General features: G+C 74.2%; 24 protein-coding genes. 13 read left to right on the forward strand and 11 right to left on the reverse strand.

The window, feature by feature from the left end; translation table 11 throughout:
- Together ADK60_RS37465 and ADK60_RS37470 are read left to right on the forward strand one after the other, a co-directional pair.
- The coding region (locus tag ADK60_RS37465) for a hypothetical protein (protein WP_199839850.1) at positions 1-762 on the forward strand (762 nt) is incomplete at its 5' end.
- 116 nt (positions 763-878) lie between these two features.
- On the forward strand, positions 879-1,286 hold the full coding sequence (locus ADK60_RS37470) for a hypothetical protein (protein ID WP_053651279.1): 408 nt from the start codon (positions 879-881) through the stop codon (positions 1,284-1,286).
- Positions 1,287-1,371: 85 nt separating this feature from the next.
- On the opposite strand, the gene ADK60_RS37475 is transcribed toward ADK60_RS37470, so the two are convergent.
- The gene (locus tag ADK60_RS37475; protein ID WP_053651280.1) at positions 1,372-1,986 is read right to left on the reverse strand and encodes a hypothetical protein; all 615 of its coding nucleotides are present in this window, start codon (positions 1,984-1,986) and stop codon (positions 1,372-1,374) included.
- Between the two features lie 341 nt (positions 1,987-2,327).
- On the opposite strand from ADK60_RS37475, the gene ADK60_RS37480 reads away from it, so the two are divergent.
- A complete protein-coding gene (locus tag ADK60_RS37480; RefSeq protein ID WP_053651281.1) occupies positions 2,328-3,980 on the forward strand; it encodes an alpha/beta hydrolase in 1,653 nt (550 codons plus the stop codon).
- Positions 3,981-4,069: 89 nt separating this feature from the next.
- On the opposite strand, the gene ADK60_RS37485 is transcribed toward ADK60_RS37480, so the two are convergent.
- From ADK60_RS37485 to ADK60_RS37500, 4 genes are all read right to left on the reverse strand, one after another.
- Positions 4,070-5,335, reverse strand: a complete 1,266-nt coding sequence (locus tag ADK60_RS37485; protein ID WP_053651282.1) for an NAD(P)/FAD-dependent oxidoreductase — start codon at positions 5,333-5,335, stop codon at positions 4,070-4,072.
- A 130-nt stretch (positions 5,336-5,465) separates the two neighbouring features.
- Positions 5,466-5,897: a nuclear transport factor 2 family protein gene (locus ADK60_RS37490; protein WP_045943256.1), complete on the reverse strand. Its 432-nt coding sequence runs from the start codon at positions 5,895-5,897 to the stop codon at positions 5,466-5,468.
- 5 nt (positions 5,898-5,902) lie between these two features.
- Positions 5,903-6,706, reverse strand: a complete 804-nt coding sequence (locus tag ADK60_RS37495; RefSeq protein ID WP_053651283.1) for an MBL fold metallo-hydrolase — start codon at positions 6,704-6,706, stop codon at positions 5,903-5,905.
- A gap of 185 nt (positions 6,707-6,891) precedes the next feature.
- Complete coding sequence (locus tag ADK60_RS37500; protein WP_079009027.1) at positions 6,892-8,217, reverse strand: MFS transporter; 1,326 nt, start codon at positions 8,215-8,217, stop codon at positions 6,892-6,894.
- Positions 8,218-8,317: 100 nt separating this feature from the next.
- Here ADK60_RS37500 and ADK60_RS37505 point away from each other — a divergent pair, with 100 nt between their 5' ends.
- The 3 genes from ADK60_RS37505 to ADK60_RS37515 all read left to right on the forward strand — a co-directional run bounded on the left by ADK60_RS37505 (position 8,318) and on the right by ADK60_RS37515 (position 12,060).
- Complete coding sequence (locus ADK60_RS37505) at positions 8,318-9,415, forward strand: DUF5937 family protein (protein WP_053651284.1); 1,098 nt, start codon at positions 8,318-8,320, stop codon at positions 9,413-9,415.
- Between the two features lie 67 nt (positions 9,416-9,482).
- Positions 9,483-10,403 carry a PhzF family phenazine biosynthesis protein gene (locus ADK60_RS37510; RefSeq protein WP_053651285.1) on the forward strand — a complete coding sequence of 307 codons (921 nt, stop codon included), beginning with the start codon at positions 9,483-9,485 and terminating at the stop codon, positions 10,401-10,403.
- Between the two features lie 154 nt (positions 10,404-10,557).
- Positions 10,558-12,060, forward strand: a complete 1,503-nt coding sequence (locus ADK60_RS37515; RefSeq protein WP_053651286.1) for an ALF repeat-containing protein — start codon at positions 10,558-10,560, stop codon at positions 12,058-12,060.
- 88 nt (positions 12,061-12,148) lie between these two features.
- Here the strand turns inward: ADK60_RS37515 and ADK60_RS37520 are convergent, their stop codons facing one another.
- Positions 12,149-13,930, reverse strand: coding sequence for an outer membrane protein assembly factor BamB family protein (locus tag ADK60_RS37520; protein WP_053651287.1), 1,782 nt, complete (start codon positions 13,928-13,930; stop codon positions 12,149-12,151).
- Between the two features lie 298 nt (positions 13,931-14,228).
- Between ADK60_RS37520 and ADK60_RS37525 the strand changes: the two genes are divergently transcribed.
- The gene (locus tag ADK60_RS37525) at positions 14,229-15,461 is read left to right on the forward strand and encodes a phosphotransferase (protein WP_053651288.1); all 1,233 of its coding nucleotides are present in this window, start codon (positions 14,229-14,231) and stop codon (positions 15,459-15,461) included.
- Positions 15,462-15,529: 68 nt separating this feature from the next.
- Here the strand turns inward: ADK60_RS37525 and ADK60_RS37530 are convergent, their stop codons facing one another.
- Both ADK60_RS37530 and ADK60_RS37535 read right to left on the reverse strand, forming a co-directional pair.
- Positions 15,530-15,802 (reverse strand): ferredoxin, encoded by a 273-nt coding sequence (locus ADK60_RS37530; RefSeq protein WP_079009028.1) that lies wholly within the window; start codon positions 15,800-15,802, stop codon positions 15,530-15,532.
- On the reverse strand, positions 15,799-17,061 hold the full coding sequence (locus ADK60_RS37535; protein WP_079009029.1) for a cytochrome P450: 1,263 nt from the start codon (positions 17,059-17,061) through the stop codon (positions 15,799-15,801). Before ADK60_RS37535 ends, ADK60_RS37530 begins: the two co-directional genes overlap by 4 nt.
- Before the next feature lie 493 nt (positions 17,062-17,554).
- Between ADK60_RS37535 and ADK60_RS37540 the strand changes: the two genes are divergently transcribed.
- From ADK60_RS37540 to ADK60_RS37555, 4 genes are all read left to right on the forward strand, one after another.
- Entirely contained in the window at positions 17,555-18,640 is a 1,086-nt protein-coding gene (locus ADK60_RS37540) for an S-(hydroxymethyl)mycothiol dehydrogenase (RefSeq protein ID WP_053651289.1), read from the forward strand.
- Positions 18,637-19,275, forward strand: a complete 639-nt coding sequence (locus tag ADK60_RS37545; RefSeq protein ID WP_053651290.1) for an MBL fold metallo-hydrolase — start codon at positions 18,637-18,639, stop codon at positions 19,273-19,275. The genes ADK60_RS37540 and ADK60_RS37545 overlap by 4 nt, the downstream gene beginning before the upstream one ends.
- A 99-nt stretch (positions 19,276-19,374) precedes the next feature.
- The gene (locus tag ADK60_RS37550) at positions 19,375-19,776 is read left to right on the forward strand and encodes a pyridoxamine 5'-phosphate oxidase family protein (protein WP_053651291.1); all 402 of its coding nucleotides are present in this window, start codon (positions 19,375-19,377) and stop codon (positions 19,774-19,776) included.
- Positions 19,777-19,874: 98 nt separating this feature from the next.
- Positions 19,875-20,066, forward strand: a complete 192-nt coding sequence (locus tag ADK60_RS37555; protein ID WP_053651292.1) for a hypothetical protein — start codon at positions 19,875-19,877, stop codon at positions 20,064-20,066.
- 121 nt (positions 20,067-20,187) lie between these two features.
- Here ADK60_RS37555 and ADK60_RS37560 read toward each other — a convergent pair whose 3' ends face one another.
- Complete coding sequence (locus ADK60_RS37560; RefSeq protein ID WP_053651293.1) at positions 20,188-21,456, reverse strand: alpha/beta hydrolase family protein; 1,269 nt, start codon at positions 21,454-21,456, stop codon at positions 20,188-20,190.
- 394 nt (positions 21,457-21,850) lie between these two features.
- Between ADK60_RS37560 and ADK60_RS37565 the strand changes: the two genes are divergently transcribed.
- Entirely contained in the window at positions 21,851-22,198 is a 348-nt protein-coding gene (locus ADK60_RS37565; protein WP_053651294.1) for a DoxX family protein, read from the forward strand.
- 132 nt (positions 22,199-22,330) lie between these two features.
- On the opposite strand, the gene ADK60_RS37570 is transcribed toward ADK60_RS37565, so the two are convergent.
- Both ADK60_RS37570 and ADK60_RS37575 read right to left on the reverse strand, forming a co-directional pair.
- A complete protein-coding gene (locus ADK60_RS37570; RefSeq protein WP_053651295.1) occupies positions 22,331-23,680 on the reverse strand; it encodes a DUF5685 family protein in 1,350 nt (449 codons plus the stop codon).
- Between the two features lie 90 nt (positions 23,681-23,770).
- On the reverse strand, positions 23,771-25,000 hold the full coding sequence (locus ADK60_RS37575; RefSeq protein ID WP_053651296.1) for an RNA-guided endonuclease InsQ/TnpB family protein: 1,230 nt from the start codon (positions 24,998-25,000) through the stop codon (positions 23,771-23,773).
- 347 nt (positions 25,001-25,347) lie between these two features.
- Here ADK60_RS37575 and ADK60_RS37580 point away from each other — a divergent pair, with 347 nt between their 5' ends.
- The gene (locus ADK60_RS37580) at positions 25,348-26,844 is read left to right on the forward strand and encodes a M35 family metalloendopeptidase (RefSeq protein WP_053651297.1); all 1,497 of its coding nucleotides are present in this window, start codon (positions 25,348-25,350) and stop codon (positions 26,842-26,844) included.
- Positions 26,845-26,935 lie beyond the last annotated feature (91 nt).

Below are 26,935 nucleotides of genomic sequence, written 5' to 3' on the forward strand. Positions count from 1 at the left end.
TGCGGTTTCGACACGACGACGTTGCCGGTCGACGGCACCTACACCGTTGCCCTGCGGACCTCCGGTGGTGTCGCCGGCTCGCTCACCGCGAAGGCGTGGACCGTGGCCGCAGTACCGGCGACCGCGGTCGCCACGGACGGTACGGCCAGCCGGACGACGGTCGCCACCCCGGGCCAGAACGGCGTGTGGACATTCACCGGCACGGCCGGCCGGCGCGTCCTCATCGACCTGTCCGGGGGCACGCTCGATGGGCTCAAGGCCAAGGTGTCCGTCCTCAAGCCGGACGGCTCGGTCTGGCGCGGAGCCCAGTACTGCGGTGACGCGTGCTTCTTCGACACCACGGCCCTGCCGGTGGACGGCACCTACTCGGTGGTGTTCGACCCCCAGGGCGCTGCGGTCGGCTCGCTCACGGCCAAGGTCTGGGCCGTTCCGGCCGACGTCACCGCCCCGCTACCGGTGGACGGCACCTCGGTGGCGCTGACCACCGCGACGCCGGGGCAGAACGGCGGTTGGACCTTCACCGCCGGGTCCGGGCAGAAGGCGGCGTTCGCCTTCTCCGCCGGAGTGGGGGGAGGCTCGCTGGGCGCCAAGGTGTGGGTGCTGAAGCCGGACGGTTCGGTGCTGCTGTCGTCGCAGTACTGCGGCACTTCGTGCGGTTTCGGCTCCACCACGTTGCCCGTGGCCGGGACGTACACGGTGGTGTTCGACCCCCAGGGTGCCGCTGTCGGCGCGCTGACCGCGAAACTCACCCTGACCGGTTGACGATCCCTGCTACCCGATCACCTCGGGCCGACCGGGCGGACGCCCGGTCGGCCCGACCGACACCCGAGGGAACGATGAATAACACCCGAGGCGCAGCCGCTCTGCTGGCCGTTGCCGTGGCTCTGATCTCCGTGCTGACGGCGTGCGGCGGCGGGGGAGCACCGTCGGCGACCGCTGCGGCGAGCGGCCCGAGCGGCCCGAGCAGTTCCACCCCGACCGGCGAGAACAGGTCGGTTTCCCGGGGCTTCGAGCCCGTGCCGCAGGCAGCCCTGGACGCCTACCTCGCGGATCTGCGGGCGGCCGACCCGGCCCTGGCGGCCAATGACGTCGACGCGTGGACCGAGGGGGTCCACCTCTGCTACTACTCCTTCGCCGGGCAGTCGCAGGAAGAGTTGGTCGCTTCGGCGAACCGGGCCTTCGGCACCGAGCGAGGGGCGTCGGTCCTTGCCGCCGCCCGGAAGCACCTCTGTGGGGTGCAGGGGGTTCGCGACGAGTGGGAGCTGTACAGGCCCCGGTCCTCGTAGCGTGGCGGACCGCGTGCGGGCGTGGCGCCGGAGGCGTCGGCGCCCGCACGCGGGGGCGTGGCGGAGAGTCCCGGTCAGGCGCGGGTCACAGGTGCGGGAGGACGAAGTCGTACCCGGCCACCGAGTGGGCGTTGCCGGCCGGGCAGACGCCGTTGGTGGGGTAGCCGTAGAAGTAGAGGCCGTAGCACTTGGGACAGAAGCGCCAGTTGCGCTGCGAGCCGGGGGGCTCCGGGATGTCGTGGGGGAGGACGAAGTCGTAGCCGGCCGCCGCGTGGGCGTTGCCGGCGGGACAGCGGCCGTTGTCGGGGTAGCCCCAGAAGAACATGCCGTAGCACTTGGTGCAGAAGCGCCAGTTGTGCTGGGCGGTCGGCGTCTCGGGGATGTCGTGCGGGATGTTGAAGTTGTAGCCGGCCGAGTCGTGGCCCCCGCCCGCCGGGCAGGCGCCGTCGGTGGGGTAGCCGCGGAAGAACATGCCGTAGCACTTGGTGCAGAACCGCCAGTCGGCCTGGCTGGCCAGGATCCTGGCCTCCTCGGCCTCCTTGGTGTCCTTGGCCGCCGCCGGTCCGGCCGTCGCCCCGATCGAGGCCACGGCGCCCAGGCCGGCCACCGCGGTGAGGCCCAGTGCCCGGGTCAGTACTGCGCGGCGGCCCGGTCGGGGACGGGGTCCGGGATCGTCGTCGTGTGTGGTCGGGAAGCCCATGAGTGTCCACCTCTCCGCCGGTGGTGGCCGGCGAATCCTCAGGAACGGCTCGGTCGGGGTTTCGCAACGCCGAGTATCGGGTCGCGGCTGTACACGGTCAACGGAGTGCGGACGCACGGCCCGGCGTCCGCCGCCTCGCGGCGCGCCCCCGGGCCGCCAGGCCATACGGTTAATGATGATCTTCGGCCACCGACCGCACTGTTTCCCGTCAATATGGCTCCGATAAAGGGTATTGACGGCCAATCGGACACTCTTCGCAAGAATCTGCGGTCACGCACGTCTTCCCCTGTTGATCGAGGGCTGACAGGCTGTCCGGCGTTTGCAGAACCGGAGGAGGTTTCGTGTCCCGATTCACCGGCACGGTACTGGCGGTCACCAGTGCCCTCGCCCTCGTCGCAGGCTCGGCCGCGGCGGCCGTCGCAGCACCGGCCCCCGGCGCAGCCGCCGAGGCCAAGGTGGCACCGGTCGACTGGAAGCCGTGCAACCCCGATCCGAGCCAGCCGGACCCCAAGATCTACGACTGCGCCGTCTACCAGGTGCCGCTCGACTACGACCACCCCAAGGGTGAGACCACCGGCATCGCGATGATGCGCCGTCGCGCGGCCGACCCGGCCAAGCGGATCGGCTCACTGTTCCTCAACCCCGGCGGCCCGGGCGGCAGCGGTTACCTGTGGGCGACCACCACCCGCTTCGGCAAGGACGTCCAGGACCGCTTCGACCTGGTCGGCTTCGACCCGCGAGGCGTGGCCCGCAGCAACCCGCTGAAGTGCTTCACCACCGACGAAGAGGCCGCGGCCGTCAACGACCGCATGATCGGCGTCCCGGTGACCAGGGCCGAGATAGCGCAGACCATCGACGCCACCGAGGACTACAGCGACGCCTGCTCGCGCAACGCCGGCCCGCTCATCGAGCACATGTCGACCATCAACGTGGTCCGTGACCTCGACCGGATGCGGCGCGCCGTCGGCGACAGCAAGCTGAACTTCGCCGGCTTCTCCTACGGCACCCTGATCGGCGCCACCTACGCGGGTATGTACCCGGACAAGGTGCGCGCCCTGATCGTCGACGGCAACGTCGACCCCAACCTGCGGATGCACAACGGCGTCGAGTACGACCGCCAGCGCGCCACCGGCTTCGAGGTCGCCCTGACCGAGTTCCTGAAGCGCTGCCAGACCGCGGGCGCCCCGCGCTGCGCCTTCGGCGAGGGCGACACCCGGGCCAAGTTCGACACCCTCCGCGACCACCTGCGCACCAACCCGATCACCCTGCCGGACGGCACCCAGGTCACCCTGTCCAGCTTCACCAGCCAGGTCGCCAGCTCCCTCTACGCGCAGCGCCTCCAGGCGCCGCTCGCGGTGTCGCTGCAGGCCGCCTACCAGGTGCTCAACGCGCCGGCCGCCGCCGCGCAGAGCCTCGCCGCCGCCGCGCCGGCCGCCGCGCCGGCCGTCGACCCGGCCGTCGACCCGGCCGTCGTCGAGAACGCCAAGGTGCTCGCCAAGACCGTGCCGAACGCCCTGCGCGAGGCGCTGCCGGAGACCCCGTACTCCGCCGACGACTCCTACTACGGCGTCAACTGCCAGGACAAGCCGTACCCGTCGAACCCGTGGACCCTGGCCAACCTGGCCAAGCCGTGGGAGAAGGAGTCGCCGACCTTCGGCCGCTACCAGGCCTTCGACGGCCCGACCTGCGCCTCCTGGCCGGCCCCGGCCCGCGACGCCGAGACCTTCACCGGCCCGTGGAACCGGAAGACCGCCGCCCCGGTGATGGTCATCGGCAACCTCTACGACCCGGCGACCAACTACGGCTTCGCGCAGCGTATGCAGCGCCAGCTGGGCAACGCGGTGCTGGTCTCGGTCGACGTGGTCGAGCACTGCGCCGTCGGCCGCAGCAAGGAACTGAACAAGCTGGTCACCGACTACCTGGTGAACCAGAAGGCCCCGGCCCCCGGCCAGCTCCTGAAGCCGGACGCCGAGGCGTTCCCGCCCGTCGCCTGATCCACCCCTGAGAAACACCGAACGGCCCGCCCCCGGAAACAGCCTTCCGGGAGCGGGCCGTTCGGCCGTGCGGGAGCGGGCGCGACGGATCAGACGTCGCCGAGCGGCACCTCAGGGTCCGCCAGGCGGGCCGGGTCGACCACTCGGCCCGAGCGGATCAGGGCGCGGATCGGGTCGGTGACGTCCCAGACGTTCACGTTCATGCCCGCCAGGACCTTGCCGTCGGCCAGCCAGAAGGCGATGAACTCCCGGGTGGCCGGGTCGCCGCGGAACACCACCCGGTCGTAGCCGCCGGGCTCGACCCAGCCGACGTACTCCAGGCCGAGGTCGTACTGGTCGGAGAAGAAATAGGGGACACGGTCGTACACCGCGTCCTCGCCGAGCATCGCGCGGGCCGCCGTCTGGGGCTGGTTGACGGCGTTGGCCCAGTGCTCGACCCGGATGTGGCGCCCCAGCAGGGGGTGGAAGGCGTTGGCGACGTCACCGGCCGCGTGGATGTCCGGGTCGGAGGTGCGCAGGTGTTCGTCGGTCTTGATCCCGTTGTCGACGACCAGCCCGGCCGCCTCGGCGAGGGCGGTGTCGGGGGAGATGCCGACGCCGACCACCACCGCGTCCGCGGGCACCGTCGTGCCGTCCGCGAGCCGGACGCCGGTCACCCGGCCGTCCGCGCCGGTCAGTTCGGCGACCTTCACCTCGAACCGCAGGTCCACGCCGTGGTCGCGGTGCAGATCGGCGAAGACCTGCGCCACCTCGCGGCCCAGCACTCGCAGCAGCGGCAGTTCGGCCGCCTCCAGCACCGTCACCTCCGCGCCCGCCGTCCGGGCCGCGGCCGCCGTCTCCAGGCCGATCCAGCCCGCGCCGATCACCACGATCCGGGCGCCCGTGCGGAACTCCTTGCGGATCCGCTCGCTGTCCTCCACCCGGCGCAGGTAGTGCACGCCGCCGAAGTCCCCGCCCTCCGGGTCGGGCAGCTGCAGCCGGCGCGGCACCGAACCGGTGGTCAGCAGCAGCTTGGCGTACTCCACCTGCCCGTTGTCGGCCAGCGTCACCGTGTGCGCGGCGGGGTCGATCGACACCACCCGGGTGCCGAGCCGCAGCGTCACCTCGTGCTCCGCGTACCACTGCGGCGGGTGGACGTAGATCTTCTCCCGGGAGCTCTTGCCCAGCAGATAGCCCTTGGAGAGCGGTGGCCGCTCGTACGGGCGCTCGTGCTCCTCGCCGATCAGCACGATGCCGCCGGTGTACCCGGCCTCGCGCAGCGCCTGCGCCGCCTTCGCGCCGCCGAGGGAGGCGCCGACGATCACGATGGGACGCTGCCGCCCGGCGCCGTCGGTACCCGTACTGTCCGTGGCCATGCTGAACTCCTCGCTCTGCGGCGGAAACCACGGACAGCCTGCCGCCGGCCGGCGGGCCTGTCGAGACGGCGTCCGGCGCGCCGCCCCGGCTCCCCCGAACGGGTGATGCGGCCCGGGCGCGGGGGAGGGGTCAGGGCGCCATCGCGTCCCGCACCAGGGCGGTGTCCGTGAACTGCTCGAAGCGCACGATCCGCCCGCCGCGCACCGTGAAGTGGTGCGCCACCCGCACGTTCAGCGGCCGCCGGGTGGTCCGGTGCACCGCCGTGTAGCGGGCCAGCACCACCACGTCCTCGCCGTCCACCACGTACCGGTCGTCGTGCGCCGTCCAGTCCTCCCAGTCGGCGGCCAGCCGGTCCATCACCCCGCCCGTGACGCCCTTCGGCGTCCGGTAGGTGCCGGCCAGCGGGAAGCCCGCCATCTCCGTCCACTCCACGTCCTCGGCGAGCGTCGCCCGCAGCGCGGCCAGGTCGCCCCGCGCCGAGGCCAGGTACTGGCGGCGGACCACGTCGGCCGGGGCGTCCGACTCGGCGAACGCGGCCGCGGCCCTCGGAATCTCGATCATCGCGCTCAGCCCCAGACCAGCTCGCCCTTGGCGACCTTCGTCCCGAGGTCGACCGCCAGCGGCATGCCCAGCCCGGGGAACCGCCGGTCCAGCGCCTCCCGCGCCGAGGCCGCGTCCGGCGCCCGGCCGACCTCGGTCTCGAAGGCCCGCAGGTAGTCGCGGGTGTGGTCGATCGAGGAGGGGTCGGTGGGCGCGTCGGCCGTCCGGTGCCCGGCCACCACGAAGTCCGGGTCCAGCGCCGCCATGCCGTCCAGCAGGTCGATCCAGGCCGAGCGCTGCTCCGGCGTCGGGGTGTCGGCCGTCCACACGTGCAGGCCCTGGAACAGCAGCACCCCGCCGAGGAGCGCGCGGTGGTGGTGCTGCCAGAGGTAGTGCCGGTCCGGCAGGTGGAAGTCGGCGCCGCGCAGCTCGAAGCGGTGGCCCTCGAAGACCAGCTCGTCACCGGGCAGCACCTCCGGGAGGACCAGCCGGGTCGGCAGCTCGGGGCCGAGGTGCGCCCAGGCGCGGAGCTTGGCCTCGAAGGTCTCCTGGATGTGCTCGACGGTCGACGCGGTGGCCAGGAACCGGGCCTCCGGGAAGGCGTCCCGCACCTCCTGGGCGCCGAAGTAGAAGTCCGGGTCGCCGTGGCTGACGAAGACCGTGCTCAGCCGCTTGCCGGTGGCCCGGACCCGCTCCACCAGCCGCCGGCCGTCGGACCGGGTGAACCCGGCATCCACCAGCAGCGCGTCCTGGGGGCCGGTGACCAGCACGGAGGTCTTGTTGAGCGAGCTGTCCGGGCTGTCGATGACCTCGAAGTCGAGGGCGCTCATGAACGGTGTCCTTCCTCGCGGCCGGGCGCGTCGTCCCGCGTGCCGGGTGTGCACGCCTCGCGTGCCGGGGTGCGCACGCCTCGCCGCCCAGCATCGGCGACCCGGCGCATGCCCGCACCCCGGGACGGTGGCCGCCCGCGCCCCGGGACGACGCCCGCCCGCACCCCGGGACGGTGGCCTGCGGTTCACCCGCGCGGGCGCAGCCGGGCCACGGCGACCGAGGCGAGCAGGGTGGTGCCGGCCAGCGCGGGCCAGAGCACGCCGGGACCGGCGGCCAGCAGCGCGGTCAGCGCCGCCGGGGCCAGGGCGCGGCCGACGCCCATCGACAGCTCCCAGCGCGCCAGTGCCCGGCCCAGCAGGTGCGGCGGGGCGGTCGCGGCCACCAGCGCCGTCCCCGAGCCGGAGTAGAGGATCTCGCCGAACGTGTACAGCACCGACACCACCGCCACCGCGCCGGCCGCGGCCGTCCCGCCAAGCCCGCCGGCCGCCCAGAAGCCCAGGTAGGAGAGGGTGAGCGCGAGCCCGCCGGCGGCCAGCACGGTGTGCCGCGACCGTTCGCCGAGCCGGAGCACCACGGCCAGTTGGAGGGCGATCACCAGCACGGTGTTGCCGACGAAGATGCCGGAGGACCAGGCGGCGGAGGCGTGCAGGTGCAGCACCAGCAGGGCCGGCAGGGCCACCTCCAGGACGTCGAAGGTGAAGGCGAAGGGGAGGTTGGCGACGCTGAGCAGGGTGATCCGGCGCAGCGCGGGATCGGGGGCGGTGGTGGGGACGGAGGCGGGGACGGGACCGGGGGCGGGGGCGGTGGTCGCGGCGGACGGCTGGGGTGCCTCCGCCGGTGGTGCGGACACCCGGAGCGAGTGCACCAGCCCCGCCGCCAGCAGGCAGGCCGCCGCGGTGACCCCGGCGAGCAGTTGGAGCGTCCCCGTGCCGCCGGCCACCGCGAGCGTCGCCAGCAGCGCGCCCGCGCCCAGCCCGGCGTTGCGCAGCGTCCGGCCGGCCGCCAGGGCGGCGTCCCTGGTTCGGCCCTCGGTGAGCGTCGACACCACGGCCGCATGGGTGGCGGGCCAGGACTGGCTGCCCACACCGAGCAGCACCGCCGCCGCGGTGAACCCGGCCACCCCGTCCGCCAGCAGCAGCGTCACCGACCCGGCCGCCCGGACCAGCAGCGTTGCCGCGGCGGGCAGGCTGCGCGCGCCGAGGTCGATCCACCGGCCGGTCAGCGGGAGCACCAGCAGCCCCGCGACCATGCCGGCGGACATCGCGAGGCCCGCCGCCCCGGCGTCCAGGGCGAGGACGCCGATGCCGTACAGGAGCAGGAACGGCCGCAGCAGCCCGGTGCCGAGGGCGTCCACCAGCAGGGCGGCGGCGTAGCGGGGACCACCGGCGGCGGTCAGCAGGCCGAGCAGCGCGGCCGGTCCGGTCCGGGGCCGCTCGACGGCGGGGGAAGCGGGGGAGGGAGTAGGAGCAGGGGCGTCGGGCCGCCGTTTCGGGCTCTGGATCAGGCTCATGGCCGGTACCGTCCGCCCGCACCCGGCCCGCACGCACGTCGATTGACGAGTCCCGTCAATCGACGCCGGACCGGGTCGCCGCAGGTGACAGGATCAGGGCGTGAGCCTGACCATCGACATCACCGGCCTGCCCGACGAGCGGCTGCTCTTCACGCCCTCGCCGCTGGCCGAACTCAGCGCCATGCTGCACGTGCTCGCCGAACCGGCGCACCACCCCGACCTGCACGGCTGGGCGGCGAGCACCACCGCCACCGTGCCGCCCGCGCTCGCCGAGCGACTGACGGAGGCGGAGTTCCTCTGGCGCTCCTCGCGCGCCGACTTCCTCGTCCCCGGCATCCCCGGCGCCACCCTCGCCGAGGAGCTCGACGCCGTCGACCGGATCGACGACGAGCAGTACGTCCGGGCCGCGCTCGTGACGACCTGCGGCGTCTCCCGGATCACCCACCGGACGGCCTCGCCGCTCACCGACCCGGCGGAACAGGAACGGGCCCGGGACCTGGCGCTCGCCCGCGGCCCCCGGCAGGCGGACTTCGCGGACCGGCTGCTCACGGACCCGCCCGCCGTCCGGGCCCTGGTCCGCCGGATGCTGGAGGACTGCGCGGAGAGCTTCTTCGCCGACGCCTGGCGCCGGGTGCTGCCCGAACTGGCCGCCGACGCCCGCCGCAAGACGGACCTGCTGGTGCGGCACGGCGCGGTCGAGGCGCTGGCCGCGGTCTCCTCCTCGGTCGTGCTGGAGGACGCGGGCGAGGGACGGCGCCGGATCGTCGTCGACAAGCTCCAGGACAACACCACCAGCGCGACCGGCGCGGGCGGCGTCACCCTCATCCCGACCGCGTTCGGCCGACCGCACCTGCTGGTGGTGTCCGCGACCGGCTGGCGCCCGGTGGTGCAGTACCCCGTGGCCGCGCCGGGCGTGCCCGAACCGGTCTCGCTCGCGGTGGTCCAGCAGCGGCTGGAGGCGCTCGCCCACCCCGTCCGGCTCCGGCTCGCCCGCACCATGGCGCGGGGCCCGCACACCACCGGCGAGCTGGCGGCCGCCTGGCAGCTGAGCGCGCCCGAGGTGTCCCGGCACTTGGCGGTGCTGCGCCGGGCCGGGTTGCTGACCACCCATCGGCGCGGGCGCTACATGCTGTACCAGCTGGACCTGGCGGGCAGCGCCCGGCTGGGCACCGACCTGCTGGAGGCGGTGCTGCGGTGACGGGGGATGTATTGACGGGGCCGCATCGACGGGGAACACCGGCCGGGCCGGGCGCGTTGGTGCGGGCATGACCACTGACGCCACTTCTGCCACTGACGCCACTGAGGCCACTGGCGCCGCTCCCGACGCTCCCGAGATCCTCCGCTACGCCGCCTTCGCCACCGACCCCGCCGGCGGCAACCCGGCGGGCGTGGTGCTGGACGCCACCGGCCTGAGCGCCGACCGGATGCTGGCGATCGCGGCCGAGGTCGGCTACTCCGAGACGGCGTTCCTGGTCCCCGGCCCGGGTGCCGGCGAGTACGGCGTCCGCTACTTCAGCCCGCTGGTCGAGGTGCCGTTCTGTGGCCACGCCACCGTCGCCTCCGCCGTGGCCCTCGCCGAGCGGGTCGGCCCCGGCCGTTACCTCTACCGCACCGCGGCGGGCGAGGTGCCGGTCGAGGTGACGAAGGACGCGGACGGGACCCTGCGGGCCACCCTCACCAGCGTCGAACCCCGGGTGGAGGAGGCCGGCGCGGCGGACGTCGAGGAGGCGCTCGCCCTGCTCGGCTGGGCCACCGGGGACCTCGACCCGACGCTGCCGCCCCGGTACGCCTACGCGGGCGCCCGCCACCTCGTCCTCGCCGCCGGAACGCGTGACCGGCTGGCCCGGCTCGACTACGACTTCGACGGACTCGCGGCTTTTATGACGGCCCGGGACCTCGTCACCCTCCAGCTGGTGTGGCGGGCCGCCCCCGACGTCTTCCACGTCCGCGACCCGTTCCCGGTCGGCGGCGTGGTCGAGGACCCGGCCACCGGGGCGGCGGCGGCCGCCTTCGGCGCCTACCTCCGCGAGCTCGACCCGGCCGCCGCTCCGGCCGTGCTCACCCTCCACCAGGGCGAGGACCTGGGCCGACCGGGCATTCTCCAGGTCGACCTGGCCACTGCGGCCCCGCAGGTCCGGGTCTCCGGCGCGGGGGTCGCCATCGGCCAGGAGGTGCCCTCCTCCTGACGGTTGAGTGACGGTCAGGCGGGGGTGGGCGAGCGGCGGCGCGGGGCCGTGCGGCCCGGTCTCGCGAGCTGGAAATATGGTGGTGTGAAGATCCGTTTGAAGGCCCTATGCTTCGTGCGTTCACGATGTCTTCGCACGAAGCAAGGTCTGCCGGATGAAGCTTCCCAAGGTGTCCGCCGTGGTCGCGGCCGCCGTCCTGGCCCCCGCCGTCCTCTTCCCCTCCTCGGCCTCGGCGGCCGACGCGCCCCGGCCGACCGGGGCCTCCGGGCCTGACACCGGTTCCGCCGGCACTCCCGACGCCGCGCCGACCGACGCGGGCCAGGAGGACCTGGACCGGGCCGAGGTCCGGCGGATCCTCGCCGACAAGGCCAGCGGCGTGTCCGTGCGCGAGGCCGCGGAGAAGGCGCTGGCCGCCGGGACCGCCGCCGCGCTGCGGGAGTTCCTGACCACCGGCCTCCAGAACGCCCGCTACATCGACTACCGGGTGGACACCCTCCGGATCCTCGGTGTCGGCGGCCCGGCGGTCAAGAAGGCCGCCGAGACCGCGCTGCGGGGCTCGTACGAGGACCTCGTCAAGTTCCTGGAGGAGGGCCAGTACACCGCCCGGGCCCAGGACGACCGGGCGGAGGTCGAGCGGATCCTTGCCGACCCGGCCACCGGACGCAGTGTGCGGGAGGGGGCGCAGAAGGCACTGGACGCCGGTACGCCCACCGCGCTCCGGCACTTCCTGGAGGTGGACCTCAAGGGCTTCCGCCACTCCGACTACCGGGTCAGAACCGCTCAGATCTTCGGCGCCGGCGGCCCGGCCGTGAAGGAGGCCGCCCTTCAGGCGCTGGACGGTTCCTACGAGGAGATCGTCGCGTTCGTCGAGAAGGGCCAGTACACGGCCCGGGCCCAGGACGACCGGGCGGAGATCGAGCGGCTGCTCGCCGACCCGGCCACCGGCCCGGGCGTGCGGGAGGCGGGCCAGAAGGCGCTGGACACCGGGACGCCGGCCGCGCTGCGGCACTTCGTGGAGACCGAGCTCCCCGTCCAGCGTGAGCACGACGCCCGGGTGGCGCTCAGCCAGATCATGGCCAAGGGCGGTCCTGAGGTGCGGGCTGCCGCGAACGCCGCGATGGACGGCTCGTACGCGGACGTCGTGAAGTTCCTCCAGGAGGGCCAGTACACGGCCCGCGCGAAGGACAACCGGGCGCAGGTCGCACAGATCGCCGAGACCGGTGGACCCGCCGTCAAGAAGGCCGCGCTCGCCGCGCTGGACGGCAACGAGCAGGTGGTGGCGACCTTCCTCGTCGAGGGCTGGGCCAAGGCGCGGGCCGAGGACGAGGCCGCGGCCAAGCCGGGCACCGAGCCCACGGCCCGGCCGACCGAGCAGCCGACCACCGCCCCGGCCGCGCAGACCGGCCAGACCGGCCAGAGCGCCGTCACCGGCGGCCAGGTCGTCCAGGCCGCCGCCCGCACCACCGCGGTCACCGGGACGACCGGCAGCACCACCGGCACCACCGGCAGCACCACCACCGCGACCGCCCGCCCCGGCCAGCTCGCGGCCACCGGCGCCGAGGGCCTCGGCCTGGAGGCCGGCGGCGCCGCCGCGGCGCTCGCCGCCGGTGCGGCGCTGGTCGTGGTGTCCCGCCGCCGTCGCGCAGAGGAGAGCTGACCCGTCCCGGGCAGTCGTCCGGCTCCTGGCCCCCGGCCGCCTGCGCGGCGGCCGGGGGCCAGGCGGACGGTCGCCCGGTGGGGCCGGTTCAGCCCGCCGAGAGGTAGAAGGTGTCCCCCGACAGGGCGGCGTACTCGTTGACGTGGTCGGGGGCCGTGCCCGGCTCGTACTCGCGGTCCTGTCCCGTCCGGGCGTCCAGCACCACGTTCCTGCCGTTCTGGGCTTGGCCGTAGACCGCTCCGTGCCAGACGGCCGTGACCGAGGGCGCCACCCGTGCCCCAGGGCCGGCCGAGGACACGATCTGCCACAGGACGGTGACCCCGGCCGCGTCGATGCCGAGCAACTGTCCACCGTCCGTACCACTGGCCCAGCACACGGTCGTGGCACGGCCGTCGAACCGGCAGCTGCTGGTGTCCAACGTGTACTTCTCGGTCAGCGCCGGCACGGGCAGGCTCTCCCCGGTCCCGGTGGACAGCAGGGTGGGCTCCCGCTCCCCGTGGGCGAGGATCTTGTCGGTGGCGAACACGGACAGGCTCGTCTTGACCTCGCCGCTCAGAGCCTTCCAGCGGACCGCGCCGTCGGCCGCCGCGAGCGCCCTGACCTCCAGGGGCATCTCGTGGAAGTAGGTGTCCCACTCCCCGGTCGTGGAGGAGACCCCGACCACGGTGTCGCCCTGGAGCAGTCGGGCCTCGTAGTTCGACGCCTTCCAGGCGACCGTGCGGGTGGCCAGGTCGATCGCGTAGCTGGTGGGGGGGCCGGTCAGGCCGGCGGCGACCACGAGGGCCCGGCCTGCGGCTATGCCCGCGACGACGGGTATCTGGTTGCCGATCGTGCCCTCGTCGACGGTGACCCGGCCCGCTTCCTTGTGGGTGTCGAGGTCGAGGATGTCGACCTCGAAACCATAGTGGTCGGAGACGGTGCCCTGACCGGTGATGGTCCGGGGGAAGGCGGCGACCGCGTATCGCTTCCCGCCCGAGGTCCCCACTGCCGGGCGTGCGAGCTCGAGGTTCCCGGACAGCCAGTTCGACAACCCCTTCAACGACCCCGTGGGCAGTTTCCCGCCGGAGGTCATCTCGGCCGTCTGCTCGCCGTCACGGACGTCACGCGAGATCAGGCTTCCCACACCCTCGACAGAGACCACGTCGAGGCCGTCCAGCACGAGGGGCCGGAGATCGGGGTCTGCGCTGCCGGTGACGACCCGGGTGAACTTCACCGGCGGGTCGGCCCGCACCGGTTCGGGCCTCGGCGGGCCGGACGGCCGCGAGGCCGACGGACCGGTGGTGGCCGACGGGTTGCCGCTCGAGCCGCCACCGGTCGCCGCGGCGGCATCGGAGGCCCGGTCGGTCGCGCCGGCGGCCGCGCTCGTCGCGGCGGCCTTCGGGTCCGGCGAGTCGTCGGTGAGGAGCCTGGTGCCTCCGTAGCCCGCCGCCACCACGAGGACCAGGGCGAGGATCAGGAGCAGGACGGTGCGGGGGTCACCGCGGCGGATGTTCTGGATCAGCTGGTCACCCAGCGCCAGGTTCCCCGTGTTGCGGGACCTGCCGTCGATGATGATGCCGTCCCGGCCTATCCGCGGCGGCTCCGCAGGTGGCGGCGGGGCGGGCGGCAGCGGCGGGACCGGTGCCGCCGGAGCCGGGACCGGCACAAGCGCCGTCAGCTGGACGGCGAACTGCGGTTCGGTGGACATCACCTGTACCAGGACCCGGCAGAGTTCCGCCTGTGCGGCCGGTTCCTGCGGACCGGAGTCGAAGGCCGCCACTGCGGCCCGGCCGTCCGGCTCCGACGAGAGCCGCCGCCGGACGGCCTCCCCCGCGGCCTCCGCCACGGCCCGGCCGGTGGTTCCCACGATCCCCGATGCCACGTCGGTCATGAGCCCGACAACAGTCGAGGCAAGATCAGACTCGCTCAAAGCGCCCCCCCGGCAAAGTCATTGACACTCAAGCGTGGCAGCAGGAGCTGCCCGGGTCCGCCCTCCGGTCGACCACTGCGACCGAATCGTGACCACCCGTGGCCGTCCGGCCACCCGCCGGACCTCGGTCGGCCACCGGGACCGTGGACCGGAAGGCGCGCGTCAGGAGCGCGGCCGGGTGCCGAACCGCCCCGATGGCCCCCGACGGCCGTGGGGAAAACGGGTGGCGCCGATCGGCGGGGTGCGAGAACCTGCGCGGATGGATCAAGGAACCGGTCGGACGGCTGTCGTCCACCTCACCCACGACGGCGACCACCTCGGGCAGCTCGGCCCGTTCGAACTGGCGGACCCGTGGTGGTCGTCGGTCGGGGAGCTGACCGCGCGTGCCTCGGCGGAGGCCGGGGTGCCGGTGGCGGTGGTCCGGCTGGCCGGGGTGACCGGCGGTGAGGGCGGCCGGGGCGGGCACACGGTGTACCACGCCGAGGCGCTGGAGCGGCCGGTGGACCGGGCGCCGAGCCCCATGGGGCCGGAGGTGGCCGCGCTGCTGGGCGCGGCCGAGCGGCGGGCCGGGTGGGCCACGCCCGCCGGGCTGCGGGCCGCCCTCGACTGGGCGGAGCGGGCGTCGGCTGCCGCCGGACGGCCGGTCACCGGGCGGGCCGAGCAGGTGCGGACGTGGAACCTGTCCGGGGTGTTCCGGCTGCCCACGGCCGCCGGAACAGCCTGGCTGAAGGTGATCAACCCGGCCTTCAACACCGCGGAGGCGGAGGCGATCGCGCTGTTCGGCGCCGCCGCCCCGGAGCTGGTGCCGACGGTGCTCGCCGCCGATCCGGCGCACGGGCGGGTGCTGCTCGACGACGTGCCGGGGGAGGACTGCTGGGGCCCCTCGGCCGAGGAGGTGGCGCTGGCCGTACCGGGGCTGGTCGCCGCCCAGGCGGCACTGGCCGCCGACGGGCGGGCCGCCTCGGCCGGACTGCCCGACCGGACCCCGGGCGCGGTGGCCGCCGCCGTCCCGGGTCTGCTGGACCGGCTGGCCGCGACGGCCGAGCTGACGGGCGAGGAGCTGGCCGCCGCCCGGGCGCTGGCCGCGCGACTGCCGGAGCTGGTCGGGGAACTCGCCGCCTGCGGGCTGCCGGAGACCGTGGTGCACGGCGACTTCCACCCCGGCAACTGGCGCTCCGACGGCTCCGCGCTGGTGGTCATCGACTTCGCCGACACCTGTTTCGGCCACCCGGTGGCGGACGGGCTGCGGCCGCGCGGCTTCCTGGACGGGGAGCGCTGGGCGCAGGTGGCCGAGGAGTGGGCGCGGGCCTGGCGCGAGCGGGTGCCGGGGTGCGCGCCGGAACGGGCGCTGGAACTGGCCGGGCCGCTGGTGCACTTCGGGTACGCGCTGCGGTACCAGGAGTTCCTGGACCACATCGAGGACAGCGAGCGGCCGTACCACGAGGGCGATCCGGCGGACGAGGTCCGGAGCGCGCTGGCGGCGGCGGGCTGACCCGCGCGGGCGTCCGGCCCGCGGTCGGCGCCGCGCCGGACGTGGCGCGGCGCGGCGCCGACGGCGGGTCAGCCCGTCGGGTCGATCCGCCGCCCGTCCCGGGCCCCGTACAGGGAGAGCGCCTCGACCGGGCAGTAGTCGACCGCGTCGGCCAGTTCCGGGGTCAGCGGTTCGCCGGCGGCGCCGGTCGGCTGTTCCCGCAGCGGCCGGGCGAGTCCGTCGGCGCCGAGCGCCAGCGAACCGGGCGCGGTGGCCGCGCACATGCCCGAGCCGATGCAGCGGTCCCGGTCCACCTGGACGATGACCGCCGGCGCCGCCCCGGTCTCCTCCCGGCCCGTCACCAGGCGACCTGCAGGTGCTGCGGGCTGCGGGTGAGCAGGCCGCGCCGCCAGTCGATGGCCTCCACCGTGCCGGTGAGCCGCAGCGAGGGCAGCCGGCGGGCCAGCCGGTGCAGGGCGAGCTCCAGTTCCATCCGGGCCAGCCAGGCCCCCAGGCAGTGGTGCGGCCCGGCGCCGAAGGTGTACATCGGTGCGGCGAGCGGGGAGAACAGTTCGGTCAGCAGGTCGCCGGTGAACACCTCGGGGTCGGCGTTGGCGGCATCGGTGTCGGCGGCGACCACGCTCCCGGCCGGGATCCGCACCCCGCCGATGTCGAGGTCTTCGACGGCCCGCCGCAGCAGTCCGGGCAGGACGTCGGAGTCCCCCAGCGGGACGGCGCGCAGCAGCTGTTCGGTGGCGGCCGCGGCACTCTGCTCGTCCGAGGCGAGCTGCTGCCAGGCGTCGTGTCCGTCGCTGAGCAGGTAGACCAGGGCGTTGCCGAGCGAGGTCATGGTGGTCTCGTGCCCGGCCACCACCAGGCCGATGACGAGCGTGACGATCTGCTCCTCGGTGATCCCCGGGGTGTCGGCGGCGGCCGCGAGCAGGCTGCTGACGAGGTCGTCGCCGGGCGCGGCACGGCGTTCGGCGATCACCTCGGCGCCGAAGCCGGCGAACTCGGTCATCGCGGTGCGGATGGCCTCCGCCGAGTACGCGGTGGCGGACAGGGCGTGGTCGCTCCAGTGTTCGAGGCGCTTGCTGTCGAGGCCGTCCAGGCCCATCAGCCGGCTGATCACGGCGATCGGCAGCTGGCGGGTGTAGCCGGCGACGATGTCGGTGGGCGAGCCCCGGTCGATCAGCTCGTCGATCAGGCCCTCGACGACCGAGGCGACCCAGGGGCGCCAGCGGGCGATCGCGCGCGGGGTGAAGGCGCGTTGCACGGTGCGGCGCAGCCGCTGGTGCTCGACGCCGTCGATGTTGAGCATCGAGGCCGGGTCGTCGAGCAGGTTCGGGGTGAGCGAGACGGGCGGGGCGCCGGGGGCGTGGAGCGGCGCGCGTCCCAGGCGCGGGTCGGTCAGCACCTGCCGGACGTCGGCGTGCCGGCTGACCAGCCAGACGGGGGTGCCGGTGGGCAGGGTGGCCAGCCGGGGCGGGCCGGGTTCGAGCAGCCGCAGGCAGTGCAGCGGCGGCAGGACGGCCTGGGCGACGGTGGCGGTACCGGTGGCGGTACCGGGGTCGGTGGCGGTGCCGGTACGGGCTCCGGTGGCACTGTTCTCGGCGGACATCCGTACTCCAGACTCCAGGGCGGTGGCCGCCCTGAGGGCGGCCGACGGGGGGTGGATCCGGGCGGTGCGCGGGGAAGGGCGGCGTGGTCGACGGCGTGCCGAGTGGGCCGGGTTCGCTACGACCGTACGTGGGCGACGGGCCACAGTCAGCGACGATTCCAGCCAACGCCGGGGTGGGAAAGGGGCGGTGAGGGCGCGGCGGTACTGACGGGCGCTCAGTGGTGGCCGCGCGCCCCGCCTCGCGCCCCGGCGTGGTCGCGGGAGGGAGCGCCGGAGGGGGCGCCGAAGGGGTCGGGGAGGGCCGCCGGAGGGGTGCGGCCGTGCGCACCGGAGCGGCAGTCGGCGGGCCGGGCCGACCGGTGAGACGGATCACCAGGGGCGTTCCCCGGCCGCCCGCCGCAGCGGGCGCTAGGCTGCGTGGGCGGGTCGTCCGACTCGCGTCGACGCAGGTCACGCCGGTGCGCAGGGGCACCGGCCGACGGAGGAGAACCGGATGGCCCAGCAGGTCAAGGCAGTCGTCGCGCGCGCCAAGGGCGCGCCCGTGGAGGTGACGACGATCGTCGTGCCCGACCCCGGGCCGGGCGAGGCGGTGGTGCGGATCCAGGCCTGCGGCGTGTGCCACACCGATCTGCACTACCGCGAGGGCGGGATCAACGACGAGTTCCCCTTCCTGCTGGGCCACGAGGCCGCGGGCATCGTGGAGACGGTCGGCGAGGGCGTCACCGAGGTCGCGCCCGGCGACTTCGTGGTCCTCAACTGGCGCGCCGTCTGCGGCCAGTGCCGCTCCTGTCAGCGCGGACGCCCGCAGTACTGCTTCAACACCCACAACGCCAAGCAGAAGATGACGCTGCTGGACGGCACGGAGCTGTCCCCGGCCCTGGGCATCGGCGCGTTCGCCGAGAAGACCCTGGTCGCCGCCGGCCAGTGCACCAAGGTGGACCCGGCCGCCGACCCGGCCGTCGCCGGGCTGCTCGGCTGCGGCGTGATGGCGGGCATCGGCGCCGCGATCAACACCGGCAACGTCGGCCGGGGCGACTCGGTCGCCGTGATCGGCTGCGGCGGGGTCGGCGGGGCGGCCGTGCTCGGCTCCCGGCTGGCCGGCGCGGCGAAGATCATCGCGGTGGACATCGACGACCGCAAGCTCGCCACCGCCCGGAAGCTCGGTGCCACCCACACCGTCAACTCGACCAGCACCGACGCGGTCGAGGCGATCCGCGAGCTGACCGGCGGGAACGGCGCGGACGTCGTGGTCGAGGCGGTCGGCCGCCCGGAGACCTACAAGCAGGCCTTCTACGCCCGCGACCTGGCCGGCACCGTCGTCCTGGTCGGCGTCCCGACGCCGGAGATGCAGCTGGAGCTCCCGCTGCTCGACGTGTTCGGGCGCGGGGGTGCGCTGAAGTCCTCCTGGTACGGCGACTGCCTGCCCTCGCGGGACTTCCCGATGCTGATCGACCTCTACCTCCAGGGCCGCCTGGACCTCGGCGCGTTCGTCAGCGAGACCATCGAACTCGACGCGGTGGAGCAGGCGTTCGAGCGCATGCACCACGGCGACGTGCTCCGTTCGGTGGTGGTCCTGTGAGCACCGGCAGCCTCCGGATCGACCGGCTCGTCACCGCCGGCACCTTCGAACTCGACGGCGGCAGCTGGGAGGTGGAGAACAACGTCTGGATCGTCGGCGACGACGCCGAGGCCGTGGTGATCGACGCGGCCCACGACGCCGCGGCGATCGAGGCGGCGCTCGGCGGGCGCCGGCTGCTCGCGGTCGTCTCCACCCACGCCCACAACGACCACATCGACGCCGCCCCCGCGCTCGCCGAGCGCACCGGCGCGCCGATCCTGCTGCACCCGGACGACCTGCCGCTGTGGAAGCTCACCCACCCCGACCGGCTGCCGGACGGCGAACTCGCCGACGGGCAGCGGATCGAGGTCGCCGGTACGGCGCTGACCGTCCTGCACACCCCGGGCCACGCGCCGGGCGCGGTCTGCCTGTACGCCCCGGAGCTGGGCACCGTGTTCACCGGTGACACCCTCTTCCACGGCGGCCCCGGAGCCACCGGCCGGTCGTTCTCGCACTTCCCGACCATCATCGACTCGATCCGGGAGCGTCTGCTGACGCTGCCGCCGGAGACGGTGGTCCACACCGGCCACGGCGACCCGACCACCATCGGCGCCGAGGGTCCGGCCCTGCCGGAGTGGATCGCCCGCGGGCACTGACACGCACGCGCGTCCGGGGCCCGGCGGAGACGGGTCCGGGGACGTGCGCACCCGGGCCCGGCGGCCGTCCGCCGGGCCCGGCGACGTACCATCGCGGGCATGGCCCATGATCCCCGCGCGCTCGACGACGCCTTCCTCGCCTTCTGGCGGGAGCGGCACATCGCCACCCTGACCACCCTGCGCCCGGACGGCTCGCCGCACGTGGTGCCGGTCGGGGTGACCTTCGACCCGGAGACCGGGATCGCGCGGGTGATCAGCAGCCGGACCAGCCGGAAGGTGCGGAACGTCGTGGAGGCCGGGGCGGAGGGCCAGCGGGTTGCGGTCTGCCAGGTGGACCGGGCGCGCTGGTCGACACTGGAGGGCGTGGCCGTGGTCCGGCAGGAGCCGGCGGCGGTGGCCGAGGCGGAGCGCCGGTACGCCGAGCGCTACCGCGAACCCCGGGTGAATCCGGACCGGGTGGTCGTCGAGATCGCGGTGGACCGGGTGCTCGGGCGGGCCTGAGGACCCGGTTCGAGCAGCCCCGGCGGACGGACGGGGTTCCGTTCGGCCGGGCCCGCTCCGTTTATCCGGCGTTGATCGTCATCGCCTAACGTCGGGGCATGACCGAGGGAACGAGGGGCGGCCGGGGCATACGGATCCCGGCCGAGGGCGGCCGGATGACGGCCGAGGACACGGACCGCTTCCGGGTGCTGCTGGCCCGGCTGGAGGACTCGCTGGCGGCCGACCGCCGCAGCGCGGCGGCCGTGACAACGGTCGGGGCGCCGAGACCGGCGGTGGGCCGCGATGGGTGAGCGCCGTCCGGCGGACCACCGCCCGGTGGACCGCCGCCCGGCCGCGCGGGTCGAGGTGCTGCCGCTGTGGCAGCGCGGCGCCCGGACGGGCGAGCCCGCCCGGACTGCCGCGCCCGGAGCGCTACTTGGCGAAGCGGACCTCGGGGAAGGCCCGCGAGGGCCGGTCGAGCAGCGGGGCCGGACGGCCCAGCAGGTGCCGGTCGAGGAACGCGCCGAGGTAGGCGCGGGTGGCGGCGAGCGCGCGCTCGCCCCGGACGGTGCCGAAGAGGTCGGGCCCCGAGTCGGCCGGTAGCTGGTCGCGGCTGCCGAGGGCGTCCACCACCCAGTGCTCGTCGGAGAACGAGAGGTGCCCGGCGGTCGGCAGGTCCACCCAGTACCGGGGGCCGGTGAGGCGCTTCCAGCTGTCCTCCCAGTTCCCGGTGGCGCCCGGTGAGCCGCCGAGCTGGGAGCTGAACAGCAGCACGGGGCGGGAACGGAGGCCGGTGGGCGGGATCCAGACGGTGCCGTCCAGGTTCGCGGCGGCGCGGATCCGGCGGTCCTCGGCCATCGCCTCCAGGGCGGCCGCACCGCCGAGCGAATGGCCCACCGCGGCGATCCGGCCCGGGTCGACGGTGAGCCCGCGGACCGGGCCCCGGTTCCCGGGGGCGGTGAGCCGGTCGATCACGAAGCGCAGGTCGGCCGCCCGGACGCGGGAGGCCGTCGCGCCGAAGTCCGGATCCGTGCCCTCCCGCCCGCAGACCAGGCAGGGTTCGATCCGCCCGCCCGGGAACTCCACCAGGGTCTCGTAGGTGTGGTCGACGGCGGCCACCGCGTAGCCCCGGGCGGCGAGTTCCTCGCCGAGTGCGGTGAGGGTGGTGCGGCTCAGGCCGAAGCCGGGGGAGAGCAGGACCAGCGGCCGGCGCCCCGGGGCGGGCCGGGCCCCGGCCACGGCGCCGGTCCGCACCCCGGCCGGTGCGTCGGTGCCGTACAGGGCGGTGGACAACTCCGTTGACAGGTAGGGCGCGTGGGCGCCCCGGGCGGAGTCGGTCGGGTACCAGAAGGTGACCATCAGCTCGCGGGACGGCGTGTCCGGGCGCCAGGGGTCGGGCCGGTCCCGGTCGACCAGGCGGGCCGAGGTCGTCCCGACGGGCCGGTGGGTGCTGGTGGCCGGTACCCGGGGACCGGCGGCGTCGGGCTTGGTGTCCGGAGCGGTCTCCGGAGCGGTCTCCGGAGCGGTCTCCGGAGTGGCCTCCGGAGTGGCCTCCGGAGTGGCGTCCGGAGCGGCCTCCGGAGCGGTCGTGGCGGTGGCGGCAGCCGGGGCGGAGGCGGCGGCCGGGCCGGCGAGGGCCAGCACCAGGGCGGTGGAGGCGATCGGCAGGGCGGCGGAACGCCACCGGGCGGTCTTCGACATGACGCCACGTTAGGTGGATGTCACGCTCCGGCGCGTCGCTCCGCCGGGGGACGGCGGGTACGCCGCGAGACGGAGCCGGTTCCGTGGCGCGTACGCCTGCGGACCCGGTCCGACTCCACCTGCGGGAGCTTTCGGCCGCGCCCCTGTGCGCATCGAGGTCGGTGTCGGCGGGCCTGGTCGACGGCGGCCGGTCGGTCTCGATTCGATCACGGCGTGTCCCTTCGGTCGGCCCTTGGGTGCGGTCGGCTTGTCGGAACGGCCTGCGAAGAATCCTCCGGCCGTCCTGTCACACCGGGCGCGTGCCGCGGGTCAGTGAAGCGTCGACCCACAAGCCACCGGGGCAGAGCGCTCGCGTCGCCTCCCGCCACTCCTTCCACATGAACGAGGTACCACCATGTCTGTCGCCCACGTCGTCCTTGCTGTCGTCAGTGCCCTCTGGGTCGGCTTCTCCGGCGTCTCGCTGGCCCGCCGGGCCGAGTTCGTCACCCAGCCGCTCGTCGACTACGGCGTGCCCCGCGCGTGGTGGACCTGGCTCGCCGTGGCGAAGCTCGCCGGTGCCGCCGGCCTGCTGGTCGGCCTCGCCGTTCCGGCGATCGGCGTCGCCGCCGCGGTCGGCCTGATCCTCTACTTCGCCGGCGCCGTGCTCACCAACATCCGGGCCCGCTCGTACAAGACCGTCCCCTTCCCGCTGCTCTACCTCGTCCCCGTCGCTGTCACCCTGGGCGTCGGCCTCGCTGCCTGATGCCGCGGTCGGGCCGGTCCGGTCGCCGTGGGGCGACAGCGACGTGCGCCACGGCGCACTGAGGCCGGGTCCGGGGCAGTGCCCAGGACCCGGCCTCCGGCCGGCCTCAGGGATCCGCCGGCCGGAACGGCCTCAGCAGTCGCAGCCGCAGTCGCAACCGTCGCAGCAGCCGCAGTCGTTGCAGCACTGGGCGTTCTCGCCGCAGCACTGGCAGCTGTCGCAGCAGTTGCCGCAGTCGCAGCACTCGTTGCGGGCGCAGAAGCCCTCGCGGCGCTCGCCGGAGAACGGGTGGTTGTGCTCGCAGCAGAGCAGCTGGCAGGTGCAGCCCATCAGTGCCCAGGCGGCGCAACCGGCCAGCAGATTGCGGCGGTTGGGCGGCGGCGCGCCGGGCGGGGTGAAGCCGGGGCCCTGCGGCACCCAGGGCGGGACGGGGGCGCCCGGGCCCTGCGGCGGGGCCTGGCCGGGGTCGTGCCGCGGCGGGCTCTGGTAGGGGTTGGAGCCGGTCGCGACCTGGTCCGGGTGGCCGTGCTGCGAGTGGCTGTGCTGCGCATGGCCGTGCTGCTGCTGGTCGGTGGGCGTCGCGCCGGGCTCGTGCCCGACCCGGCAGGCGGCGTGGCCGGGCCGCCCGAAGACCCGCTCGACGGCCCGCTCGGTCTCGTGGGCGAGCAGGATGTGCACCAGCGCCCGGTCCGTGAGCTCGACGTCCCGCAGCGCCAGCCGGATGCCGTGAACGGCGTCCCGGCACAGCCGTTCGGCCTCGGCGCGGTCGGTGCCGGTGGCGTCGAGCGGGTTCCAGGCGCCGCTCGCGGCGTCGGCCTCCTGGTCCTCGGCGGCGTCCAGCAGGTGCGCCAGCCGTCCGAACAGCCGCCCGGCCTCGGCCAGCGGCGCCTCGTTCCCCGGCCGTCCGGCCAGCACGGCGGTGTGCGCGAACGCGGCGGCGGTGGCGGTCTCGGTGGGTTCGGTGACCAGCAGCACCGAGCCGCCGACGGGCAGTTCGCGCTCCAGCTCGCCCTGGCGGGCGGCCGCGTCCAGTAGCACCGAGGTGTCGAAGCCGACCACCGAGGCGCTGCCCGCGCTCCTGCGGTCCCAGCGCCGGGTGACCGCCCGCGCGCCGACCGCCACCGGGCGCCGGGCGAACACGCCGTCCTGGTCCTCGACATGGTCGCGGATCTTCACCGAGGCGAGCGCCAGCGAGACGGCGGCCGCCAGCCGGGCACCCTCGCCCCGCGCGACCGAGGCCGTCCGCATGCCGCGCAGCGGACACGGCCCGGCGGTCCGCCGGCCGGCCCCGCCGTCGGTGTGCCCGGCGGCCTGGGCCTCGACCAGCACCGAGATGATCAGCCCGTCGTAGTTGGTGGCCGTGCGCGCCAGTTGCCCGTGGTCGTCGCGCAGGGCGAGGCAGAGGCCGCAGAGATGGGCCATCCAGCTCGCCTGGAGCCGCTCCGAGAGCCGGTGGCGGCACGGTCTGATGATGCCGAACATGTGGTTCCCCCGTGTTGTGCATGGGCCAACCGGCCCTTGATCGCGGACATCATTTGACATCCTCCCTGCCCTGAAGGGCGGGGATTCCCCTCAGCCTCGCGGCCGAGCCGCCGCGCGTGAGCGCGGCGGTGGGACTACTTCCTGCTTCACCGACGACTGCCCGCCCGGAGTGCTCCGTTGAGGTCTGACACCGTCTCCACAGGCTGCAACCGCCAGTCCGGCGGCCAGGATATTTCGTGCCGCGTTGACGTCCCGGTCGTGGGCCGTCCCGCAGGCGCACGTCCACTCGCGGACGTTCAGCGGCATCCTGCTCTGCAAGGTTCCGCAGGCCGAGCACAGCTTGGACGAGGGGAACCACCGGTCGACGGTGATCACCTCGCGCCCGTACCATTCGGCCTTGTACTCCAGCATGGACCGCAGCTCGGTCCAGGACGCGTCACTGATGGCACGCGACAGCCGCCGGTTCCCGAGCATGTTCCGGACGCTCAGATCCTCGATCACGATCGTTTGGTTCTCACGAACGAGTCGAGTGGTGAGCTTGTGCAGGAAGTCCCTGCGCCGGTCGGCGATCCGGGCGTACGCCCGCCCGACCCTGAGTCGGGCCTTGGCCCGGTTGGCGCCGTCGCCCTCGGCCTTGCGGGAGAGATCCCGCTGGGCTTTGGCGAGGCGTTCCCGGTCCTGGCGCTCGTGCCTCGGGTTGGTGACCTTCTCCCCGGTGGAGAGCGTCACCAGGCTGGTGATGCCGGCGTCGACACCCACGGCGGCGTTGACCGCCCCGGGCATGGCCGGGCGGTCGTCGCACAGCATGGAGACGAACCAGCGTCCGGCCGCGTCCTGGGACACGGTCACCATGGACGGGGAAGCGCCCTCCGGCAGAGGACGGGACCACACGATGTCCAGCGGATCGGTCATCTTCGCCAGGGTCAGCCGGCCGTCCCGGTACCGGAAGCCGCTGGTGGTGTACTCGGCGGAGCGGCGGGACTTCTTCCGGGACTTGAACGTCGGATACTTCGCCCGCTTCTGCCAGAAGTTGCTGAACGCCCCCTGCAGATGCCGCAGCGCCTGCTGCAACGGAACCGACGACACCTCGCAGAGGTAGGCCAGCTCCTCGGTCTTCTTCCACCCGGTCAGCATCGCGCTGGTGGCGTTGTAGTTGACCCGCTCCCGGCGCAGCGTCCACGCCTCGGTGCGGGCCGCAAGCGCCATGTTGTAGACCTTGCGAACACACCCGAACGTGCGCGACAGCTCAGCCGCCTGCGCATCTGTCGGATAGAAGCGGTACTTGAACGCCCGCTTCACATGGCACGTGGTCACGCTCACAAACTAGCGCGGCTGCAACTTAGGACCAAATTATCCGGTCAGAGCACCGCGGTCCGCCTTGACGGCAAATCACAGCTCCCTGCCCCGCAGTGCGGGAGATCCAATTCCTCCCCGTCCTGGAGGCCGGGGTTTCCTTGGAGGTATCCGATGATCGACAGCCCGTTCTCCCGGAACCGAAGACGGGCCCTGCGCCCGCCGGGCCCGGGCCGTGGGGGTGCGGAGGAAAACCGGGCGCCCGGTGTTTATTCGTTGTACATTCCCACCCGTCATCATTCCGTCCGCACGTCGCCGAGTGAACCGGCCCGCCAGGAAAGCCGGTTGGCGAAACGAGCCGCGGAGGAACCCCCTTGACCCGAGACCTGACCCCGGCCGAGCAGAAGGTGCTGGCCTCGATCACCGCCCGGATCGACGAGATCGTCGCCCTCGGCACCGTGGCGGAGCTGACCGCGACCACGGTGCTGAACGGCCCGGGAGCCGCCCCCGACTACCCGGCCTTCCAGCAGCGCTTCGCCCGGCTGGGCCGCCGGATGCGCGAGGTCAGGTTCGTGGTGCGGGAGGACCTGCCCGCCACGATGGGGGCGAACACGGTGATCACCAACGGGGAAGTCCCGTCGGTGCAGGAGATCCAGCTCCGCCCGGGCCTGGTCGGCCCGGGCGTCCGGGGCCTCACCGACCGCGCCCTCACCCTGGTGCACGAGCTGTCCCACAGCCTCATGGAGGGCCTCGGGGAGCACCCGGTCAAGGACTACGCGTACCGTCGCGGCTGGGCCTGGACGTACCTGTCCGCCGACTTGGCCCGGAGCAATGCCGACACCTACGCGGAGGCCGCCGCACTGCTCGTCGAGCGGAGCGAGAACGCCTGGGGCCAGTACCAGGCGTTCGGGCGGCTCGTGGCCCGGCGCGGGGAGCTGGCGAAGCGGTCGGGGACCACCACCCTCGGCGGCGCGCTGGCCTGGCTGGACATCATGGTCAACCGGGCCTGGGTCCGCGCCTCGGACTGCGAGGGCTTCGCCGTGACCACCTTCACCGAGGCCAAGTGGAAGACGCCCGAGTGGTCCGTCTGGAAGCGCCACGCCCGCCTGCTCTCCCTGGAGAACCAGCTGGCCTCCTGGGGGTACATCACCGAGCGGACCGTGCGCGGCGGCGTCGCCTGCCTGCTCCCCAAGGAGCAGGCCGTGGTGGCCCAGCTCTTCCCCTACCTCGGCGAGCTCAAGCACGCGGTGGACCGGATCGACCCGGTCCTGGTCGAGCGCGGCGACCGGATCACCTTCGACGCCGCCTCCGGCGCCCTGCGGGTCCCGCGCGGCACGGTCGACCGCGCACCGCTGGCGCTCGCCGAACTCCTGCTGGACGCCCTGATCGAGGGCACCGCCGGCCTGCCGGAGGCGAAGCCCTTCGCCCAGCGGGCGCGGGAACTCGTCCGCGCCCTGGTCGACCAGGACCGGGACGTGGAGCGGCAGGGCGTCGCCGTGCTCCGGAGCATCTTCGCGGCCGTCCCGGCCGTCCAGCCGAGCGCCGACCGGTGGGCCGCCCTGGCCGTCGAGCTGGATGCCGCCGTCCTCGCCGATGTGCAGTACCGCTGGGAGCGCCTGGCGAAGGACATCCCCGCGGTGGCCGCGCTGCCGGACGAGCCGGACCGGAAGGTCCTGGAGGGCCTCGCCGGGTACTTCACCGAGGACATCGAGACGCTCCGCACCGTCCACGGCCGCACACCGGTCCCGTCGGAGGTCCGCAGGGAGCTGGCCGCCACGATGAAGGCGGCAGCCCTGCACATCACCAACGCCTACCCGGGCCAGCGGCCGGCGCTCGACAAACTGCGGGCCCGCCTGGAGGCCCTGGCCTGACGCCGGTCGCGCAAGGCCGGTCGCCCGACGCCGCCCCGCCGGACCTCGTCCGGCGGGGCGGAGCGCTGTCCTCGACGGCCCTGTTGCCCGG

Source organism: Streptomyces sp. XY431, from assembly GCF_001279805.1.
Lineage (GTDB): Bacteria > Actinomycetota > Actinomycetes > Streptomycetales > Streptomycetaceae > Kitasatospora > Kitasatospora purpeofusca.

Bases quoted from the DNA above. Each gene is read 5' to 3' on its own strand.
- ADK60_RS37565 (WP_053651294.1), top strand. From the start codon at position 21,851: ATGTCTGTCGCCCACGTCGTCCTTGCTGTCGTCAGTGCCCTCTGGGTC.
- ADK60_RS37510 (WP_053651285.1), top strand. From the start codon at position 9,483: ATGACCACTGACGCCACTTCTGCCACTGACGCCACTGAGGCCACTGGC.
- ADK60_RS37485 (WP_053651282.1), bottom strand. From the start codon at position 5,335: ATGGCCACGGACAGTACGGGTACCGACGGCGCCGGGCGGCAGCGTCCC.
- ADK60_RS37515 (WP_053651286.1), top strand. From the start codon at position 10,558: ATGAAGCTTCCCAAGGTGTCCGCCGTGGTCGCGGCCGCCGTCCTGGCC.
- ADK60_RS37560 (WP_053651293.1), bottom strand. From the start codon at position 21,456: ATGTCGAAGACCGCCCGGTGGCGTTCCGCCGCCCTGCCGATCGCCTCC.
- ADK60_RS37490 (WP_045943256.1), bottom strand. From the start codon at position 5,897: ATGATCGAGATTCCGAGGGCCGCGGCCGCGTTCGCCGAGTCGGACGCC.
- ADK60_RS37555 (WP_053651292.1), top strand. From the start codon at position 19,875: ATGACCGAGGGAACGAGGGGCGGCCGGGGCATACGGATCCCGGCCGAG.
- ADK60_RS37500 (WP_079009027.1), bottom strand. From the start codon at position 8,217: ATGAGCCTGATCCAGAGCCCGAAACGGCGGCCCGACGCCCCTGCTCCT.
- ADK60_RS37475 (WP_053651280.1), bottom strand. From the start codon at position 1,986: ATGGGCTTCCCGACCACACACGACGACGATCCCGGACCCCGTCCCCGA.
- ADK60_RS37570 (WP_053651295.1), bottom strand. From the start codon at position 23,680: ATGTTCGGCATCATCAGACCGTGCCGCCACCGGCTCTCGGAGCGGCTC.
- ADK60_RS37495 (WP_053651283.1), bottom strand. From the start codon at position 6,706: ATGAGCGCCCTCGACTTCGAGGTCATCGACAGCCCGGACAGCTCGCTC.
- ADK60_RS37525 (WP_053651288.1), top strand. From the start codon at position 14,229: ATGGATCAAGGAACCGGTCGGACGGCTGTCGTCCACCTCACCCACGAC.
- ADK60_RS37535 (WP_079009029.1), bottom strand. From the start codon at position 17,061: ATGTCCGCCGAGAACAGTGCCACCGGAGCCCGTACCGGCACCGCCACC.
- ADK60_RS37540 (WP_053651289.1), top strand. From the start codon at position 17,555: ATGGCCCAGCAGGTCAAGGCAGTCGTCGCGCGCGCCAAGGGCGCGCCC.
- ADK60_RS37520 (WP_053651287.1), bottom strand. From the start codon at position 13,930: ATGACCGACGTGGCATCGGGGATCGTGGGAACCACCGGCCGGGCCGTG.
- ADK60_RS37550 (WP_053651291.1), top strand. From the start codon at position 19,375: ATGGCCCATGATCCCCGCGCGCTCGACGACGCCTTCCTCGCCTTCTGG.